General features: G+C 75.0%; 6 protein-coding genes. 1 reads left to right on the plus strand and 5 read right to left on the minus strand.

Annotation, left to right across the window (positions count from 1 at the left end):
* Window positions 1-30: 30 nt before the first annotated feature.
* The 5 genes from EKG83_RS15930 to EKG83_RS15950 are packed head-to-tail and all read right to left on the minus strand — an operon-like array spanning window position 31 to window position 19,268.
* Entirely contained in the window at window positions 31-909 is an 879-nt protein-coding gene (locus EKG83_RS15930; protein ID WP_051765874.1) for a 3-hydroxybutyryl-CoA dehydrogenase, read from the minus strand.
* Entirely contained in the window at window positions 906-1,916 is a 1,011-nt protein-coding gene (locus EKG83_RS15935) for a 3-oxoacyl-ACP synthase III family protein (RefSeq protein ID WP_033431235.1), read from the minus strand. The genes EKG83_RS15930 and EKG83_RS15935 overlap by 4 nt, the downstream gene beginning before the upstream one ends.
* Window positions 1,913-3,259: a crotonyl-CoA carboxylase/reductase gene (gene ccrA, locus EKG83_RS15940; RefSeq protein WP_033431234.1), complete on the minus strand. Its 1,347-nt coding sequence runs from the start codon at window positions 3,257-3,259 to the stop codon at window positions 1,913-1,915. Before ccrA ends, EKG83_RS15935 begins: the two co-directional genes overlap by 4 nt.
* Window positions 3,256-7,470 (minus strand): type I polyketide synthase, encoded by a 4,215-nt coding sequence (locus EKG83_RS15945; RefSeq protein WP_211269103.1) that lies wholly within the window; start codon window positions 7,468-7,470, stop codon window positions 3,256-3,258. The genes ccrA and EKG83_RS15945 overlap by 4 nt, the downstream gene beginning before the upstream one ends.
* Window positions 7,467-19,268 (minus strand): type I polyketide synthase, encoded by an 11,802-nt coding sequence (locus EKG83_RS15950; protein ID WP_033431233.1) that lies wholly within the window; start codon window positions 19,266-19,268, stop codon window positions 7,467-7,469. The genes EKG83_RS15945 and EKG83_RS15950 overlap by 4 nt, the downstream gene beginning before the upstream one ends.
* A gap of 308 nt (window positions 19,269-19,576) precedes the next feature.
* Between EKG83_RS15950 and EKG83_RS15955 the strand changes: the two genes are divergently transcribed.
* A complete protein-coding gene (locus tag EKG83_RS15955) occupies window positions 19,577-20,104 on the plus strand; it encodes a pyridoxamine 5'-phosphate oxidase family protein (protein ID WP_033431232.1) in 528 nt (175 codons plus the stop codon).
* The last annotated feature ends 9 nt before the right edge of the window (window positions 20,105-20,113 follow it).

Consider the following 20,113-nt stretch of genomic DNA (forward strand, 5'->3'; position numbering starts at 1 on the left):
GCTCGTCGGCCTTCGCGGCGGTGGTGGGGATCAGCCGGCTCGCCGGGCGGCGGGGGAGTAGTCGTGGAAGCCCCGGCCGCTCTTGCGGCCCAGGAAACCGCCCTCGATCATGCGCAGCAGCAGGGTGGGTGGCGCGTACTGGGGGTCCTTGAGCTCGTCGTACATCGACTGGCCGACCGAGGCGATGATGTCCAGGCCGATCAGGTCGATGAGGCCCAGGGGCCCGAGCGGGTGGCCGCAGCCGAGGACCATGGCGCGGTCGATGTCGGCGGCGGAGGCGACGCCCGCCTCCAGCATGCGCACGGCGGAGACCAGGTAGGGGATGAGCAGGGAGTTGACCACGAACCCGGGGCGGTCGGTGGACAGCACGACCTGCTTGCCGAGCACGTCGGTGACGAAGGAGCTGGTGGTGGCCAGGGTCTGCCCGCTGGTGCGCAGCGACGGGGTGACCTCGACCAGGCCCATGACCGGCACCGGGTTGAACAGGTGCACGCCGACGACCCGGCCGGGGTCGCCGGTGACCATGGCCAGCTTCATGATCGGGATGGACGAGGTGTTGGAGGCGAGCACCGCCCCGGGCTCGGTCACGACGGCGTCCAGCTCCTCGAACAGGCGCTGCTTGACGGCCAGGTCCTCGGCGACGGACTCCAGGATGAACCGGCAGTCGCGCAGGTCCTCCAGCTCCTCGGAGAAGGTGATCCGGGCGATGGCCCCGTCGCGGTCCGCCGGGCTGATCTTCTCCTTGCGCACCAGGCGTTCCAGCGACCCGGTCAGCCGTTCCCGACCCCGGCGCGCGGCGTCGGCGTTGCGCACGACGACCCGCACGGGCAGCCCGGCCAGGGCGCACACCTCGGCGAAGCCGCCGCCCATGGCCCCGCAGCCGATGACGCCGACGCGCTCCACGCTCATCGCGCACCCCCGGCCCCGGACCACCGGATCACGCAGTGGCCCGTGGACATGCCGCCGCCGAAGGCCGACAGCACGAGCAGGTCGTCCGGCCGGACCCGGCCGGACTTGACGATGTGGTCCAGGGCCACCGGGACCGAGGCGCTGCCGACGTTGCCGTACTGCTCCACGGTCTTGGCGGTGTGCGCCCTGGTGAGTCCACAGCGGACCACCAGCTCGTCCAGCAGCACGCCGTTGGCCTGGTGCGGCACGAAGAAGTCGACCTGGTCGGCGCCCAGCGACACCGAGGTCAGCAGCTTGTCGATGGCCGGCGGCACGTTGTCGAAGACGAAGTCCCGCACGCCGCGGCCCTGCATGGTGAAGAAGTGGCCGCCGTCGGCGAGGGTCCGGGCCGAGGTGGGTACCCGGCTGCCGCCGGCGTTGACCTTGATCAGGTCCTGGTGCTCGCCGTTGGTGCCCAGGTCGATGTCGAGGATGCCGCGGCCCTCGGGCACCTCGCCGACCACGGCCGCCCCGGCCCCGTCGCCGAGCAGCACGCAGGTGCGCCGGTCGTCGAAGTCCAGGATCCGCGAGTACAGGTCGGCCGCCACGACCAGCACCCGGGCGCCGGGGTGGGTGGCGACCAGGCCGCGGGCCAGCTCCAGGCCGTAGACGAAGCCGGCGCAGACGGTGTTGATGTCCAGGCACGCCGCGTTCCGGGCGCCGATCAGCTGCTGCACGAGGCCGGCGGTGGGCGGCTGGGGGAAGTCGCCGGTGGACGTCGACACGATCAGGTAGTCGACGCGGTCGACCGGCAGGCCCGCGTGCTCCAGGGCGGCCCGGGCGGCGCCGGCGGCGAGGTCCGAGGTGGCCTCGTCCTCGGCGGCCCAGCGGCGGGTGCTGATGGCGGTCTTGCGCAGGATCCACTCGGCGGTGGCGTCCGGCGTCATGGCGGCGACCTCCTCGTTGGTCACCACCCGCTCCGGCAGGTACGACCCGGTGCCCAGCAGCCCGATGGCGCGCGTGCTCATCGGGTTCCCCCGGCGAGGTTCATCAGCGGGGCGAGCCGGTCGGCCCCGAGCCGCGCCCGCAGTTCCGGGTCGGTGACGCCGAGCCCGGCCCGCGGCGCCTGGCACAGCACGGCGACCTTGCCGAGGTGCCCGTTGGTCTGCACGAGCCGGGCGGCCTCGCCGATCTCGGCGAGCGGGTAGACCGCCGACATCGTGGACCTGATCCGGCCGGAGCTGATGAGGTCACCGCACTCGAACTGCTCCCGCATGTTGGCCGCGTGGCTGCCGATGACCCGCTTGAGCCGCATCCACAGGTACCGGTTGTCGTAGACGTGCTGGTAGCCGCTGCTCGACCCGCAGGTGACGACCACGCCGCCGCGGGCGGCCACGAACAGGGAGACGCCGAAGGTGGCGCGGCCGACGTGCTCGAACACGATGTCGGGGTCGCGGCCGGCCCGCTCGCGGATGAGCGAGCCCAGCCGCTTGCCGATGGCCACCACCTCGGCCGGGTCGTCGGAGGGGTCGCCGCGCATCCCGAACTCGTTGCGGTCGATGACGATGTCGCAGCCCAGGGCCCGGGCCGCGGCGGCCTTCTCGGGGGAGCTGACGATGCCGACCGGGGTCGCGCCGCCGTTCCTGGCGAACTGCACGGCGTAGCCGCCGAGGCCGCCGGCCGCGCCCCAGACCAGCACCACGTCGCCCTGCTTGAGCCGGGCGCCGTTGCGGCCGACCAGCATGCGGTAGGCGGTGCCCGCGCACAGCGGGTTGACCGCGGCCTCCTCCCAGCTCAGGTGGGCCGGCTTGGGGATCAGCTGGCTGGCCCGGGCCACCGCGTAGTCGGCCAGGGCGCCGAAGTTGGTCTCGTACCCCCAGGCGCGCTGGTCCTCGCCGAGCATGCCGTCGCCGTGGGTGGCGGGCTCCTGGTCGTCCACCTGGATCGGGCTGACCACCACGTGGTCGCCGACGCGCCAGCGGCGCACGCCCGACCCGGCCCGGACGACCACGCCGGCGCAGTCCGAGCCGACCACGTGGTGGGGCTGGTCGTGGCGCGCGGCCCAGCCGCCCTGGCGGGCGAACTGCTTGAGGAACCTGAAGGTCGGCAGCGGCTCGAACATGGCCGACCAGACGGTGTTGTAGTTGACGGCGCTGGCCATCACCGCGATCAGCACCTCGTCCGGCGCCAGCTCGGGCATGGGCACGTCGCCGACCCGCAGCGACTTCCGCACGTCCCTGTCCTGCACGCCGAGGAAGAGGTCGGTGTCCTCGACGCTGAGGTGCGCCGCCCGGTAGGACCCGGGTACCGGCGCCCGCAGCAACTCCTCGGGCGTCCCGCCGCCGAGCACGGTCTCCGCCAGTGTCGTCATCGTCGCTCCCCGGAACTCACGTCCGTCGAAGGGTGGTGGAAGTGCCCAGGCCGCCCAGCCAGCCAGCCGGTGATCGCCGAGGCGGTGCTCGCGGCGTGTTCGTCGATCATGCTCAGGTGCGTGCCGGGCACGTCGACGGCGTCGTGGTCGGGACCCCAGTGGGCCTGCCAGTGCCCGCCCGTGCCGGGCCGGCCGCCCATCCGCTCGGCGGCGCGCAGCAGCAGTGTCGGCGTGCCGCCGATCTCGATGGGTGCCCAGTCGTCGAACAGCCGCAGGTGGTGCGCCATCGCGGACAGCTCGGCGCCGCGCAGCGGCTGCGCCGCGGTCCACTCGGCGTAGGCGTCGCCGAGCAGGTCGAACTGGATCTCGGCCAGCCCCGTGCTGCCGGGCACGTGGCTGTCCAGCAGCACCAATGACTCCGGTGCGGTGCCCAGGTCCTTGAGCCGGGCGGCCGCCGCGTGCGCGATCCAGCCGCCGGAGGAGTAGCCGACGAGGACGTACGGTCCGGTCACGCTGCCGCGGACCGCCTCGGCGACCGCGGCCACCAGGTCGGTCCTGGTCGGGGGCAGGGGCTCGTGGTCGGCGTAGCCGGTCAACGGCAGCACGGCCATGTTGTGCGTCGTGCGCAGCGCGTCGGCGATCCGCGCGTACTGGTAGACGTTGCTGGGCGCGACCACGGACGGGATGCAGACCAGGGTCGGGCCCGCGAGCCCCCGGGAGAAGCTGACCGGCGCCCGCATCGGCAGTGCGCCGGTACCCACGCGCAGCCGGGCGGCGACGGCCAGCAGCTCCAACCCGTCCCGCACCCGGCCCTGCGCGCAGGCTTGGGCGAACAGCGCCGGCAGCGGTTCGGGCGCGGGTGGCGCCGCCGGAGACGGACCTGCCGGAGACGGACCTGCCGGAGACGGACCCGCCGGAGACGGACCCGCCGGAGACGGACCCGCCGGAGACGGACCCGCCGGTGTGGCGGCGGGGGCGGCCGGGGGTGGTTCGAGGTCGTCGAGCGCGGCGAAGCGGTCGGCCAGGTACGTGGCGACCGCGTACGGCGTCGGCCGGTCGACCACCAGGGTGCGGGGCAGTTCCAGACCGGTGACGGCCCCCAGCCGCTCGGTCATCCAGGCCGCGGTCAGCGAGTCGAAGCCCAGCTCGGCGAAGCCCCGCTGGGCGTCCACGTCGTCGAGCGCGTCGTAGCCCATCAGCTGCGCCACCTGGCCGCGCACCTCGGCGAGCAGGACCTCCGCCCACTCCCGGCGCGGGCGATCGGCCAACCTGCCGCGCACGGACGGCGCCTCCGGGGTCGCCTCGGCCGGCACGGCGTCCGGCGGCGGGGCGCCCGTCCCGCCGACGACGCCCTGGTGGGCCAGCAGGCTCGCGCCCGGCGGCAGGTGGTCGACCAGCCAGTAGCGGCGGCGCTGGAAGGCGTACGTGGGCAGGTCGAGCTGGGCCGCGCCGGTGCCCGCGTACACCGCGCGCCAGTCGACCGGCACACCGCGGGCGAACAGGGCGGCCACCGCGTCCATCAGCGCGGCCGGCTCGGCCCGGCCCCGGCGCAGCGCCGGCACGAAGGCCCGCTCCGGGACGTCCGGACCGGCCGGCGGCAGGCAGTCCCGGCCGAGGGCGGTGAGGACCCCGCCCGGCCCCAGCTCCAGGAAGGTGGTGACACCGGCCTCGCCCAGGCGCACGACACCGTCCCGGAACCGCACCGCCGCACGGGCCTGGGCGACCCAGTAGTCCGCCGAGCGCATCCGCTCGCCCCGGTCCGCGTCGCCCGGTGCGAGCGGCACGACCGGGATGCGCGGCGCGGCGAACGACAGGCCCTCGATCGCCGACCGGAAGTCGGCCAGGATCGGGTCGATCCGCGGTGAGTGGAAGGCGTGGCTCACCCGCAGCTCGCGCGAGCGGAAACCCTTGTCGGCCAACCTCTCCACCAGTGCGGTGAGCGTCTCCCGGTCACCGGAGAGCACCACCGAGGCGGGGCCGTTCACCGCGGCCACGGACACGAGGCCGTCCGACTCGTCCAGCACCGGCAGGACGTCTTCCTCGGCCGCGCGCACCGCGACCATGGCGCCGCCGGGTGCCATGCCCTGCATGAGCCGTGCCCGGGCGGCGACCAACGCGCAAGCGTCCTCAAGGGACAGCATCCCGGCCACGTGCGCGGCGGTGACCTCGCCGATGGAGTGCCCCGCGACGAAATCCGGGCGCACACCCCAGGACTCGACCAGCCGGAACAGGGCCGTCTCGACGGCGAAGAGGGCCGGCTGGGCGAACCCGGTGCGGTCGAGCAGGCCCGGCGCGTCGTCCTCGGCGAAGGTCAGCTCGCGCAGCGAACGGCCGATCGGGCCGTCCAGGTGCGCGCAGACGGCGTCGAACGCCTCGGCGAAGGCGGGGTGCTCCGCGTACAGCTCACGGCCCATGCCCGGCGTCTGCGCCCCCTGGCCGGTGAACAGGAAGGCCAGCCGCCCGCGCGCGGTGGCGCCGGTCGTGACGGCGGCGTCCGGGGTGCCCCGGGCGAGCGCGCCGAGCCCGGCGAGCAGGCCGTCCCGGTCGGCGGCCACGACCACGCCGCGGTGCTCCAGGGCGGCGCGCGTGGTGGCCAGCGAATATCCGACGTCGACGGGGTCGGCGGGCTCGGCCCGGCCCGCCAGGAAAGCGGCCAGCCGCGCGGCCTGGGCGCGCACGGCGGCCGCGGTGCGGCCGGAGACCGGCCAGGGGACGGCCGCGAGCGCGCGGTGCGCGACGCCGTCGCCCTCCCGCCCGGTGCCCTCCTCGGGCACCGCCTCCAGGATGGCGTGCGCGTTGGTGCCGCCGATGCCGAAGGCGGAGACGGCGGCCCGCCGGGGCCGGTCCTCCGTCTCCGGCCACGGTCGCGGCTCGTGCAGGAGTTCGACGTCGCCGGCCGTCCAGTCGACCTCGGTGGACGGCGGGTCGGCGTGCAGCGTCGGTGCCAGCACGCCGTGCCGCAGCGACATCACCGTCTTGATCAGGCCGCCCACCCCGGCGGCGGACTGGCTGTGGCCCAGGTTGGACTTCAGCGAGCCCAGGAACAGCGGACGACCGGGCCGCCTGTTCCGCCCGTACGTGGCCAGCAGCGCCTGGGCCTCGATCGGGTCGCCCAGCGTCGTGCCGGTGCCGTGCGCCTCGACGGCGTCGACGTCGGCCGACGTGAGCCCGGCCGCGGCCAGCGCGCGCCGGATCACCCGCTGCTGGGACGGGCCGCTCGGCGCGGTCAGCCCGTTCGACGCCCCGTCCTGGTTGATCGCCGAGCCGCGCACCACCGCCAGGACCGGGTGCCCGTGGCGGCGGGCGTCGGAAAGCCGCTCGACCACGACCATGCCGACGCCCTCGGCCCAGGACGTGCCGTCCGCGGCATCGCCGAAGGACTTGCACCGGCCGTCCGGGGCGAGCCCGCGCTGGATGCTGAACTCGACGAACGAGCCCGGCGTGACCAGCACGGAAACGCCGCCGACCAGGGCGAGCGAGCAGTCCCCGGCGCGCAGCGCCCCCGCCGCGAGGTGCAGGGCGGTCAGCGAGGAGGAACAACCGGTGTCGACGGTCACCGCCGGCCCCTCCAGCCCCAGGAGGTAGGAGATCCTGCCGGAGATGATGGCTCCGGCCAGGCCGCCGAGCAGGAGCCCCTCGAACCCGGTCGGGTAGCGCGCCAGCAGGGCGGCGTAGTCCGTCACGCTCGGGCCCACGAACACGCCGGTCGCGCTGCCGTGCAGCGAGTGCGGATCGATCCGGGCCCTTTCGAGGGCCTGCCACGACGTCTCCAGCAGCAGTCGCTGCTGCGGGTCCATGGCGATGGCCTCGCGGGGCGAGATGCCCCAGAACCCGGCGTCGAAGTCCGCGATGTCGGGCAGGAAGCCGCCCTGCCGGGTGGAGCTGGTGCCCGGGCGGTCCGGGTCGGGGTCGTAGAGCGCGTCCAGGTCCCAACCCCGGTCGTCCGGGAACGGGGTGATCGCGTCCCGCCCGGTGACCGCCAGCTCCCAGAGGTCCTCCGGTGAGCGCACGCCACCCGGGTAGCGGCAGGCCATGCCGATGATCGCGATCGGCTCGTTGACCCGCCGCTCCAGCTCCTCCGACCGCTCGCGGGCCTGCATGAGGTCCGCCGTGACCACCTTCAGGTAACGCCGTAGCTTGTCCTCGTTGTCCATCTGCTCCTCGACCTCCCACCGACGCGACAGCACGTTCACCGCGGGTGCGCGGGTCACTCGTCCTGGTGGCCGAGCTGCGTGTTGATGAAGCTGAACAGTTCGTCGTCGGAGGCCGCGGTCAGCATCGCCACGTCGCCCCCGGCGTCCGCGGCCCGCGCCGGGCCCGAGAGCCGGCTGAGCAGCTTCCGCGCCCGGCCGACGAGCACGTCGCGCACTTCCGCGTCCTCGGGCGGGATCGAGGACAGCGACGCCTCCAGCCGGTCGAACTCGGCCAGTGCCGCGTCCGCCGGTGACGGCACGGCGGCGGCCACCTCGGAGCGCAGGAACGCCGCGAGGCTCGTCGGGTTCGGGTAGTCGAACACGAGCGTGGCCGGCAGCCGCAACCCGGTTGCCGCGTTGAGCCGGTTGCGCAGCTGGACGGCGAGCAGCGAGTCGAAGCCGACGTCCTTGAAAGCCCGCTTGCGGTCGACCCGCTCCGCGGAGTCGTGGCCGAGCACGGCCGCGACGTGCGAGCAGATCAGGTCGAGCACCGCCGGGTCCCGGTCCTCCTCGGGCAGCGCCGCCAGCCTCTCGATCAGGGCCGCGCCGCGGGTGGCCGGGACCGCGGACTCCGCCGTCGACAGCGCGCGCACGTCCGGCAGGTCGGCCAGCAGCGGGCTGGGCCTCAGCGAGGTGAACCGGGGGTGGAACCGGGCCCAGTCGACCCTGACCACCACCGGGCACGGCTCGTCCTCGGCGAGCACCCGGTCCAGGGTCGCCAGGCCGGAGTCCACCGGCAGCAGCGGCAGACCGCCGCGGCGCAGCGAGTCGGCCATCTCCTCGTCGGAGGTCAGCATGCCGGCCTCCCACGGGCCCCACGCCACCGAGACGGTGTGGCCGCCGCGGTCGTGCCGCTGCCGGGCCAGGGCGTCGAGGTAGGCGTTGGCGGCCGAGTACGCGGACTGGTTGCCCACGCCCCAGGTCGCCGAGATGGAGCCGAACAGCAGCACCGCCTCGACGCCGTCGTGGTCGAGCAGGTCGTCGAGGTGCGCCGCGCCGAGCACCTTGGCCGCCAGGATGTCGCCGAACCCGGCCGGCGTCATGTCGGCGATCGGCCCGCCGTCGAGGCTGGCGGCGGCGTGCACGACCGCGGTCAGCGGGTGCTCGGCGGGAACGGAGGCCAGCAGCTCGACCACGGCGGCCCGGTCCGCGACGTCGCAGGCCACCACCGAGACCGAGGTGCCCCTGGCGGCCAGTTCCCCGACCAGGCGCCGCGCACCGGCCGCGTCGGCGCCGCTGCGGCTGGCGAGCACCAGGTGCTCGGCGCCGCGGTCGGCGAGCCAACGGGCCACCTCGGCGCCGAGGCCGCCCGTGCCGCCCGTCACGAGCACGGTGCCGCCCGGCTTCCAGGGGGTCGGCTCCCGCTCGGGCACCGCCGCCCTGACCAGGCGGCGGGCCAGGACGGCCCCTGGTCGCACGGCGACCTCGTTCTCGCCACCGCCCGCGAGCACACCGGCCAGTTCGGCGACCGCGTGGTCGTCCACCGCCTCCGGCAGGTCGACCAGACCACCCCACAGCCGGGGGTGTTCGAGGCCGGCGACCCGCCCGAAACCCCAGACCAGGGCCTGGGTGGGCGAGCCGATGCGGTCCTGGGGACCGGCCGCCACCGCGCCCCGGGTCGCCGCCCAGAGCGGGACGTCGAGTTCGGCGTCGAGCAGGGCCTGGGTGAGCACCACCGTGCCCGCGAGCCCCCGCGGCAGCGCCGCCGAGTCGTCGCACGGGGTCTCGTCCTCGGCCAGCAGCGACAGCACCCCGACCGGGTTCGTGCCGTCCGCGGCGAGTTCGCGCAGTCGCTCGGCCAGCGCCGCCCGGTCGAGGTGCCCGCACGGTACGGACCAGGTCACCAGGCCGGGTGCGTGGGCGGCGAGGCGGCGCACGGTGTCGGCGGCCCAGCCGTCGGCCGGTTGCCCCTCGGCCACCACCGCCAGCCAGGTGCCGTCGATCGGCGGGCGCGTGCCGCCGGGCAGCGCGCGCCACTCCACGCGGTAGTGCTCGTCATCGGTGTTCGTGCCGGCCGCGTTGTCCATGGCGACGCGCAGCTGCTCGCGACTGACCGGCCGCGCGACGATGGAGTCGAACGCGGCGACGGGCTCGCCGGCGTCGTCGGTGAGCAGCATGGTGGAGGAGTCGGGGCCCGTGCGCCGGAAGGCGACCCGCAGCGAGGTCGCCCCCCGGGTGTGCACCGTGATGCCGTTCCAGGAGAACGGCATCACCGCCCCGCTCTCGCTGTCGATCAGCCCGGCGACCGGCACCTGCAGGGCGGCGTCGAGCAGCGCCGGGTGCAGGCCGAACCGCCCCGCCTCGGCGCGGACGGCGCTCGGCAGCGCGACCTCGCCGTACATGTCGTCGCCGTCCCGCCACAGCGCGCGGATGCCGGCGAAGGCGGGCCCGTAGGCGTAGCCGCGCTCGGCGAGCCGGGGGTAGATGTCGGTCACGTCGACCGCCTGCGCACCGGTGGGCGGCCAGACCTTCAGCCTGCCCGGCACCGGGCCGGTGCCGACCGGGGCGAGCGTGCCCTCCGCGTGCAGGGTCCACTTGCCGCCGGCGCCGGACCCGGTGCGCCGCGAGTGCACGGTGACCGAACGCCGACCGGTGGGGTCGGCCGCGCCGACCGCGACCTGCACGGCCACCCCCGACTTCGCCGGGATCACCAGCGGGGCCTGGAAGGCCAGCTCTTCGAGGCGGGCGCAGTCGACGTGCCGCCCGGCGTGGGTGACCAGCTCGACGAAGGCGGCCCCGGGCAGCAGGAGGGTGCCGAGCACGACGTGGTCGGCCAGCCACGGCTGGGTCGCCAACGACCACCTGCCGGTGAACAGCACCCGGTCGTCGCCGGCGTGCTCCACGGCGGCGCCCAGCAGGGGGTGGTCGGCGGGGACCAGCCCGAGGTCGGCGGCGCTCGCGGTCGCCGCGCCGGCGGCCTCGACCCACAACCGGCGGTGTTGGAACGCGTAGGTGGGCAGGTCGATCCGCTCGCCGGCGGGGAACGCCGTCCCCCAGCGCACCGGTGCCCCGTGCACGAACGCCCGGGCCAGCGAGCGGGTGAACTCGACGTCACCGCCGTCCCGCCGCAACGACCACAACGCGGTGGCCTCGGCGCCTCGCTCCTGGGCGACCGCCTCGACCGCGTCGACGAGCGTCGGGTGCGCGCTCAGCTCCACGAAACAGCTGTGCCCGTCGTCGAGGAGGGCCTCGACGGCCGCGCTGAACCGCACCGTCTCCCGGAGGTTGCGGTACCAGTAGTCGGCGTCCAGCCCGGTGCCGTCGACCCGCCCGCCGGTGACCGTGGAGTAGAACGGCACCTCCGCCTCGGCGGGCGCGACGCCGGCCAGCGCGTCGACGAGTTCGGCGCGGACCCCCTCCACCCCGTGCGAGTGCGACGCGTAGTCGACCAGGAGCTTGCGCACCTGGACCCCCTCGGCCGCGAGCGCCGCGCACATGCCCTCCAGCTCGTCGGCGGGGCCGGAGACGACCACCGACCGCGGCCCGTTGACCGCGGCGACGCCGAGCCCCGGGTGGTCGGCGAGCCGTTCCCGGACCCGGGCGACCGGCAGGCCGATCCAGCCCATGCCGCCGCGCTCGGCCAGGCCGGCGATCAGGCGCGAGCGCACCCCGGCGACGCGGGCGCCGTCGGCCAGGGTGAGGGCACCGGCCACCACGGCCGCCGCGATCTCGCCCTGGGAGTGGCCGACCACCGCGGCCGGCTCGACCCCGAGCGACCGCCACAGCCGGGCCAGCGACACCATCACCGCGAACAGCGCGGGCTGCACCACGTCCACCCGGTCCAGGCCCGGCGCGTCCGGGGCGCCGGTGAGGACGTCCACCAGGGTGGCGCCGTTCCAGTCCACGTGCGGGGCCAGCGCGGCGTCGCACTCGGCCACGGCCGCGGCGAACAGCGGGCTGGTCCTCCACAGGTCGACCGCCATGCCGCGCCACTGGCCACCCTGACCCGCGAAGACGAAGACCGGCCGGTCCGCGCCACCGCCGTCGCCCGGCACGACGTCCGCGTTCGACTCCGCCGCGTCGGCGGCGATCGCCGCGAGCCCCGCGGTCAGCGCGCCCACGTCCTGGGCGAGCACCACGGCCCGGTGCTCCAACGCGGCCCGGCCGCCGAGCGAGCGGCCGAGCGCGTCGAGGTCCACCCGCGGGTGCTCGGCGAGGTGGGCGCCGAGCCTGGCCGCCTGATCGCGCAGCGCCGCCGCGCCGCGCGCCGAGATGACGAACGGCTTGACCGAGGGCGCGAGCACCCGGTCGGCTTCGGGCGGGGCGGGCGGCTGTTCCGGCTCCGGTGCCTGCTCCAGCACCACGTGCACGTTGGTGCCGCTGATCCCGAACGCGGACACGGCGCCGCGCCGGGGCCGGTCGCGCTCCGGCCACGGCCGTGCCGCGGTCAGCAGCTCCACCGCGCCGTCCGACCAGTCCACGTGCGGGGTGGGCTCGTCGGCGTTCAACGTCCGGGGCAGCAGGCCGTGCCGCAGCGCCTGGACCATCTTGATCACGCCGGCCACGCCGGCCGCCGCCTGCGCGTGGCCCAGGTTCGACTTCAGCGAGCCGAGCCACAGCGGGTCCTCCCCGGTGTGCTCCCGCCCGTAGGTCGCCAGCAGTGCCTGCACCTCGATCGGGTCGCCGAGCCTGGTGCCGGTGCCGTGCCCCTCCACGACGTCCACGTCGGCGGCCGAGACGCCGGCGTTGGCCAGCGCCTCCCGGATCACCCGCTGCTGCGAGCGGCCGTTGGGCGCGGTCAACCCGTTGGAGGCGCCGTCCTGGTTCACCGCGGAGCCCTTGACCACCGCGAGGACCCGGTGTCCGTTGCGGCGGGCGTCCGACAAGCGCTCCAGCACGAGCAGCCCGACGCCCTCGGCCCAGCCGGTGCCGTCCGCGCCCGCGCCGAACGCCCGGCAGCGGCCGTCCGGGGAGAGGCCGCCCTGCAGCGCGAACTCCTGGAACACCACCGGTGTGGACATCACGGCCACACCGCCGGCCAGCGCGAGGTCGCACTCGCCGGTCCGCAGCGCCTGGGCCGCCATGTGCACCGTGGTCAGCGAGGACGAGCAGGCGGTGTCGACCGTCAACGCGGGGCCTTCGAGGCCGAACTCGTAGGCGATGCGGCCCGAGGCCACGCTGGGCGCCGTGCCGGTCAGCAGGTGGCCCTCCAGGCCGCGCGGTTCGCGCGCGAGCAGGTTGCCGTAGTCACTGGCGCTCAGGCCGACGAACACGCCGGACTTCGTGCCGCGCAGCGCCGTCGGGTCGATGCCGGCGCGCTCGAACGCCTCCCACGCCGATTCGAGCAGCAGGCGCTGCTGCGGGTCCATCGCGGTGGCCTCGCGTGGCGAGATGCCGAAGAACTCGGGGTCGAACTCGGTCGCGCCGGGCAGGAAGCCCGCCGCCCTGGCGTTGGTCGCGCCCACCCGGCCGGGCTCGGGGTCGAACAGCTCGGCCAGGTCCCAGCCGCGGTCGGACGGGAACTCCGCGGCGGCGTCCCGGCCCTGTTCGACCATCGCCCACAGCGCCTCCGGCGAGTCGACCCCGCCGCCGTAGCGGCAGGCCATGCCGACGATGGCGATCGGGTCACCGCTGGTGCCGGCCGCGGCGGTCGCCGGTGCCGCGGGCGCGGGGGAGCCGGCGCCGACCACCTCGCCGAGCACGTACTCGGCCAGCGAGGCGGGGTTCGGGTGGTCGAAGACCACCGTCGCCGGCAGCCGCAGGCCGGTGAACGCGGTGATCCGGTTCCGCAGCTCCACCGAGGCCAGCGAGTCGAAGCCGATGTCCTTGAAGTTCCGGTCCGGCGCGAGGCTCGACGCCGACGCGTGCCCGAGCACGGCCGCGGTCTCGGCGGTGACGGCGTCCAGCACGGCCCGGTGCCGGGCGGCCGGCGCCATGGCGAGCAGCCGGCGGGTCCACGAGCCGGCGTCGCCGCCGCTCGCGACGGCGGTGCGCCGCACCCGCCCGGAGACCAGGTTGCGCAGCAGGGGCGGCACCTCGCCGCGGAACGCGGTCAGGTCGAGCCGGACCGGCAGCACCACCGGGGCGCCGACGGTGAGGGCCGCGTCGAAGAGGGCCAGGCCCTCCTCGTCGGACATCGCCCTGATCCCGGCGCGTGCCATCCGCTCCCAGTCGGCCTCCTGCAGGGACGCCGACATCCCGCTCACCGTGGCCCAGAGACCCCAGTCGAGCGAGACGGCGGGCAGCCCCGCGGCGCGGCGGTGCCGGGCCAGGGCGTCCAGGAACGCGTTGGCGGCGGCGTAGTTGGCCTGGCCCGGCGCGCCGAACGCCCCGACGGAGGAGGAGAACAGCACGAAGGCGGAGAGGTCGAGGTCCCGGGTCAGCTCGTGGAGGAGCCAGCCGGCGTCCACCTTGGGGCGCAGCACGGAGTCGACCTGCTCGGTCGTCAGCGAGCCGATGACGCCGTCGTCGCTGACGCCCGCGACGTGCACGACCGCGGTCAGCGGGTGCTCGGCGGGGATCGCGGCCAGCAGCCCGAGCAGCGATTCGCGGTCGGAGACGTCGCAGGCGACGGTCGTCACCGAGGCGCCGAGCCCGGTCAGCTCGGCGGCGAGCCCGGCGGCCCCGGGGGCGTCCGGGCCGCGCCGGCTCGCCAGCACCAGGTTGCGGACGCCGTGCTCGGCGACCAGGTGCCGGGCGAGAAGACCGCCCAGCGTGCCGGAGGCGCCGGTCAGCAGCACGGTCCCGGCCGGATCGGGGGGGACCGGGATGGTGAGGGCGAGCTTGCCGATCTGCCGGGCCTGGCTGAGGAAGCGGAACGCGCCCGGCGCCCGGCGGACGTCCCAGGTGGTGATCGGGGGCAGGGTCAGCACGCCGCGGTCGAACAGGTCCAGCACCTCGACCAGCATCTCGCGCACCCGTTCGGGCGCCACCGCGAGCAGGTCGTAAGCCTGGTACCGCACACCGGGGAACGCGTCGGCCGCCCAGTCGGCGTCGCGGATGTCGGTCTTGCCCATCTCGACGAACCGGCCGCCGCGCGGCAGCAGCCGCAGCGAGGCGTCCACGAGCTCGTTGGTGAGCGAGTTGAGGACCACGTCGACGCCGCGGCCGCCGGTGGCGGCGAGCAGGTCGGGTTCGAACTGCGCGGTGCGGGAGTTCGAGATGCGTTCGCGGGGGATGCCGAGGCCGTGGACGGCCGCCCACTTGGCGGGGCTGGCGGTGGCGAAGACCTCGGCGCCCAGGTGGGTGGCCAGCTGCACGGCCGCGATGCCGACGCCACCGGCGGCGGCGTGGACGAGCACGGACTCGCCGGGGCGCAGGTCGGCCACGTCGACGAGCCCGAAGTACGCGGTCAGGTAGGTGATCGGGACGGTGGAAGCCTCCAGGTAGGACCAGCCGTCCGGGATCGGCACCACCATCCGGTGGTCGGCCACGGCCAGCGGCCCGAACGGCCCGTAGAACAGGCCCATCACCCGGTCGCCGGGCTTGAGGCCGGTGACGCCGGGGCCGACCTCGGTCACCACGCCGGCCCCCTCGCCGCCGAGCACCTCCTGGCCGCGGACCAGCCCGAGGGTGGACATGACGTCCCGGAAGTTCATGCCGGCGGCTCGGACGGCCACCCGCACCCAGCCCTCGGCCAGCGGTGCGACCGCCTCCGGTGACTCGACCAGGGCGAGCCCGTCCAAGGTGCCGGGGCGGGGGGCGGACAGGCGCCACGCGGCCGACCCCTCCGGCACGGCGAGGGTCGTCGAGGGCGAAACCCTGACCAGGCGCGGCACCAGGACCGTGCCGGCGCGCACCGCGACCTCGTCCTCCCCGGCGCCGAGCGCCGCCACCACGGCCGCGTCGGGCTCGTCGGGCGCGAGGTCGACCTGGGCGAACCGGCCGGGGTCCTCGGCGCGCGCCGAGCGGAACAGGCCGTGCAGGGCCGCGCCGACCAGGTCGCCGACGTCCTCGCCGTCGTACGTGGCCAGCGCGCCGCGGGTGACCAGGACCAGCCGCGAGCCGGCCAGCCGTTCGTCGGCCAGCCAGTGGCGCACCAGTTCGAGCATCCGGTCGACCCCCGAGTGCACCTCCTCGGCCGTGTCGCCACCGCGGCCGTGAACGGGGGCGGCCAGCACCACGGAGGGCACCTCGCCCCCGGCGTCGAGGGCGGCCCGCAGCGCCGGGAAGCCGTCGTACGCCGTGCCCGTGGCGGGCGCTCCGCCGCCCAGGTTCGCCCAGCCGGTGGGCGACGGGACCTCGACCCCACCCGCGGGGACCCACTCGATCTCGTAGAGGGAGTCCTGGGCCCGGGGGGCGCTCGCGGCGATCTGCTCCGCGGTGGCGGACCGCAGGGTCAGCGAGTCGACGGACAGCACCGTGCGGCCGGTCCCGTCGGCGGCCAGCAGCGCCACCGCGTCCGTCCCCACCGGGGTCAGCCGTACGCGCAGCGCGGAAGCACCCACGGCGTGCAGCCGGACGCCCGCCCACGTGAACGGGACGACGCCCCGGCTGGTGCCGGTGACCGCGATCGCGTGCAGAGCGGCGTCCAGCAGGGCGGGGTGCACGCCGTACGCGCCGGCGTCGCCCACCTGCTCGGGCAGGGCCACCTCGGCGAAGACCTCCCCGTCCCGCAGCCAGGCGGCCTTCAGGCCGCGGAACACCGGCCCGTAGCCGTACCCGGCCGCGGCGAAGGTCTCGTAGAGGTCGCTCAGGTCGACCTCCTCGACACCGGCGGGCGGCCACTCGGCCATCTCGGGGTCGTCGCGGCCCGCACCGGCGGTCGCCGAGACGAAGCCGCCGGCGTGCCGCGTCCAGGCCGCGTCGACGTCGGGGGAGTCCGGGTCCTGCTGCTGCGACCAGATGGTGATCGACCGCCGGCCGGTGGGCTCCTCCGGCTCGCCGACCACGATCTGCAGCGCCACGCCGCCCCGTCCCAGCAGCAGCGGGGCCTCGACGGTCAGGTCCTCGACCAGCTCGCAGCCGACCTGGTCCGCCGCGCGCAGCGCGAACTCCACGAACGCGGTGCCGGGCAGCAGGACGCGGTCGAACAGGGCGTGGTCGGCGAGCCAGGGCTGGGCGGAGAGCGACAGCCGGCCGGTGCACAGGAAGCCGCCGTCGTTGGCGAGCGAGACGCCGGCACCCAGGAGCGGGGCGTCCACCGGGCGCAGGCCGATCGAGCCGAGGTCGTGCCCGCCGACGTGGCTGGTCTCCAGCCAGAAGCGTTCGTGCTCGAACGCGTAGGTGGGCAGGTCGACGCGTTGCGCGCCGGTGCCGGCGAAGAAGGCCGCCCAGTCCACCCCGACGCCGGCGTTGTGCAGGGTGGCCAGCGCCGTCGCGATGCTTTCCACCTCGTCGCGCCGACTGCGCAGGGCCGGCACGACCACCACCGGCTCGTCGCCGTAGCACTCGCGCACGTGGCCGGTCATCGACGCGGCGGGCGAGAGTTCGATGAACCGGGTGACGCCGCGCTCGCGCAACCGGGCCACGGCGCCGGCGAGGTCCACCGTGTCGCGCATCTGCCGGACCCAGAACTCGGGGGTGCGCAGCACCTCGGCGGGCACCGCCATCGGGATGGTCGGGGCCGAGTAGGTCAGGGTCTCCACCACGGCCCGGAACCGGTCCTGGATCGGCTCCATCGTGGCCGAGTGGCCCGCGCGCTCGACTCGCACCATGCGGCACGCGTGGCCGAGCTCGGACAGCCGCGCCACGGCCGCCTCGACCGGGCCCTCCAGCCCCGAGAGGGTGACCGCGCTCGGGCTGTTGACACCGGAGAGCGAAACGCCCTCGATGTCGGCGATGACCGGCTCCACCACGTCGGCGCCGGCCGCGACCGTGGCCATCACGCCGGCGGACGTGGTCTGGATCAGCCGTGCCCGGGCGGTGACCATGGTGGCCGCGTCTTCGAGCGAGAGCACACCCGCGACGTGCGCCGCCGCGATGTCCCCGCAGGACTGGCCGAGCAGGTAGTCGGGCCGCAGGCCCCACGACTCGACCAGGCGGTAGAGCGCCACCTCGATCGCGAACAGCGCGGGGTGCGCGTACTCGGGCCGGTCCAGCGTCGGGCCGCCCTCGGCGATGACCTCCGGCAGCTCGGGGTCGAGCAGGCCCAGCACCTCCGCGTGCGCCGCGGCGAAGACGGGGAACGCGGCCGCGAGCTGGGCGCCCATGCCGATGCGCTGCGGGCCGTGCCCGGGGAACATCACCGCGGTGAGACCGCGGCACTCGGTGCCGACGACCGCCGCGGCACCGCTGTCGCCACCGGCCAGCAGGTCGAGCCGGGCGAGCAGGTCCTCCCTGTCGCCCGCGACCACGGCGGCGCGGTGCTCGAACACCACGCGGTGCAGCGCGAGCGACTTCGCGACGTCGAGCAGGGCGACGTCCTCGTCGGCGAGCCGGTCCCGCAGCCGCCTGGCCTGACCGGCCAGGGCCCGCGGGGTGCGGGCGGAGAGCAGGAACGGCAAGGCGGTCGGCCGTGCGCTCACCGGCTCGGCCTCGACCGCCTCCGGCGCGGGCGCCTCCTCCAGGATGACGTGCGCGTTGGTACCGCTCATGCCGAACGACGACACACCCGCCCGGCGCGGCCACTCGTTCTCCGGCCACGGGCGGTTCTCGGTCAGCACCTCGACCCCGCCGGCCGACCAGTCCACCTCGCGCGTCGGCTCGGCCACGTGCAGCGTCTTGGGCAGGACGCCGTTGCGGATGGCCATCACCGCCTTGATCACGCCGGCGACGCCCGCGGCCGCCTGGGTGTGACCCACGTTCGACTTGAGCGAGCCCAGCCACAGCGGCTCGCCGTCCTTCTTCTGGCGACCGTAGGTGGCCAGCAGGGCCTGCGCCTCGATCGGGTCGCCCAGCCGGGTGCCGGTGCCGTGCCCCTCGACCAGGTCGACCTGCTCCATCGGGACCTGGCCGTCGGCCAGCGCCGCCTGGATGACCCGCTGCTGGGCGGGGCCGTTGGGCGCGGTCAGGCCGTTGGAGGCCCCGTCCTGGTTGATCGCCGAACCGCGGATGACGGCGAGCACCGGGTGGCCGTTGGCGCGCGCGTCGGAGAGCCGTTCGAGCAGGACCAGGCCGACCCCCTCCGACCAGCCGGTGCCGTCTGCGGTGTCCGCGTACGCCTTGCACCGGCCGTTGGGCGCGAGCCCGCGCTGCCGGGCGAAGTCGACCATGACCAGTGGCGAGCACATCGACGCGACGCCGCCGACCAGGGCCATCGTGGACTCGCCGCGGCGCAGGGCCCGAATGGCGTAGTGCATCGCGACCAGCGAGGAGGAGCAGGCGGTGTCGACGGTGACCGCGGGGCCCTCGAAGCCGAACAGGTACGCGACGCGGCCGGAGAGCACGCTGGGCGCGTTGCCCAGCAGCAGGTAGCCGTCGACCTCGCGGGGCGCGGTGACGGTCAACGGCACGTAGTCGTGGGTGTTCGAGCCGATGAACACGCCGGTCTTGGTGCCGCGGAGCGCTTCCGGGTCGATGCCGGCGCGTTCGAACGACTCCCAGGCGGCCTCCAGGACGATCCGCTGCTGCGGGTCCATGGCGAGGGCTTCGCGCGGGGAGATGCCGAAGAAACCCGCGTCGAAGTCGGCCAGGCCGGACATGAAGCCGCCCTCGCGGGAGTACGTCTTGCCGGGCTTGCCGGGCTCCGGGTCGTAGATGCTGTCCATGTCCCAGCCGCGGTCGGTCGGCGCGTCGCCGATCGCGTCGGTCCCGCCGGCGACCAGCTCCCAGAGGTCCTCCGGCGACCAGACGTCGCCGGGCAGGCGGCAGGCCATCGAGACGATCGCGATCGGCTCGGTGTTCCGGGCCTCCATCTCGGTGATCTTCTTGCGAGCCTGGTAGAGGTCGCTCGTGACCATCTTGAGGTACTGGCGAAGCTTGTCCTCGTTCTCCACAGAAGAAACCCCGTCTGTCTCGTGGCAGGCGTCTGATGAGGCCGGCAGCACGGCGAACTGCTCCGGAAGAAGGCTCGGGCGGGGCCGTGATCAAGACTGCCTCTGGGCGGCCGCAGGAACAACCATGGTCCGACGACGTCAGCGCGGGGACCCCCTAACTCCCCTAGTCGCCGTGCCGGTGGAACGACTTCGGCCGCGCAATCCTTGTGGGGTGTCGGTGTCGCGGGCGCGCTGCGAGCATCGACCGTGAAAGCCGGACGGGTGCTTCTCGCCGGTCGCCCACAGCGGACGAGCGAAGGGACGGCGACATGACCGCCGAGGTGTTGAAGGACGCGCAGGACCCGACGGGGACGTCGGCATTCATCTTCAACCAGACCGCGCCGGGACCGGCGAAACCGTGGAGCTGGGCGGAGAACCTGCTGGTGTCCGCGCACACGTACTGGCTGGTCACCACCAGCCCGGACGGCGTGCCGCACAGCAGGCCCCTGTGGGGTGTCTGGCAGCAGGACGAGTTCCTGTTCTCCAGCCAGAACCGCTGCGGCGGATTCCTGGAGGTCAACCCGCGCGCCTCGGTGAACCTGCAGGTCGGCGAGGACGTGGTGATGGTCGAGGGCAGTTGTTCCCGGGTGATCGGCGTCGACGACATCAGCGTGCTCGCCGACGCCGTGGAAGTGAAGTACGACTGGAAGCTCTCGGTGAGCGAGGACCGCGTCCACACGCAATTCGGCCAGAGCGCGCCGGTTTTCCGGCTGACCCCCGACCGGGTCTACGGGTGGGCGGGCATCGCCGAGTGGCAGTCCGCGACCAGGTGGGACTTCCCGCGCCGCGTCAAATGACGCCGCGGT

It is taken from the genome of Saccharothrix syringae (assembly GCF_009498035.1).
GTDB classification, from domain to species: Bacteria; Actinomycetota; Actinomycetes; order Mycobacteriales; family Pseudonocardiaceae; genus Actinosynnema; species Actinosynnema syringae.